Origin of the sequence: Arthrospira sp. PCC 8006, assembly GCF_046480465.1 — a bacterium.
Classification (GTDB): Bacteria; Cyanobacteriota; Cyanobacteriia; order Cyanobacteriales; family Microcoleaceae; genus Limnospira; species Limnospira platensis.
In genome coordinates, this window is sequence record NZ_PKGG01000524.1 from 1 (window position 1) to 559 (window position 559).

At 41.6% G+C, this 559-nt stretch carries 1 protein-coding gene; it reads right to left on the reverse strand.

Annotation, left to right across the window (positions count from 1 at the left end; translation table 11 throughout):
* Window positions 1-145: 145 nt before the first annotated feature.
* The coding region (locus tag B9T16_RS29175; protein WP_410246446.1) for a hypothetical protein at window positions 146-559 on the reverse strand (414 nt) is incomplete at its 5' end.

Genomic DNA, 559 nt, shown 5'->3' on the forward strand with positions numbered 1-559 from the left:
CTTAAAATCAAARGCTTTTAAACTTTGAATCTGCTGATAAAAAGGGGTCGAAAAAGCATTAAACCACTGTGAAGACATTGCACCGCCAGCTATAGCGGTTGAAGTTAGTTCTCTCTGGTCTATCCCTACAATATTAGACATAGTTTTAACCTATATTATCAGAATCGAATGGCAACAAGTCTCTACTTCGGCGAAATTCAGCTAGATTTTCCCTTGATGACAAATTGTCGGATTTGATTTGGCGATTCATCATTAACTCATCATTAGCCTTGGTGAGACGCGGCTGCTGCTCTCGACTGGGGGCTGTCTTGGGTTTGTCTCTGAATCTAGATGCTATCATCGCATTATAATAATTCATCAACCAAGAACGTTTAAACTCTTCAAAGTCGCCGCCCCCAACGGCTGAAGCCATATTTAAATAGTCTAAATGTAGCCGAAAATCCAAGACAGCGATCGCCTCCTCAATTCTGTTTTTAGTGTCACTCCTGAACTTAGCCTTTTCCTGTCCCGGTGGTGTCGGTTTTTTTCCACTACCTGAATCTGACGATGATTTACTCGA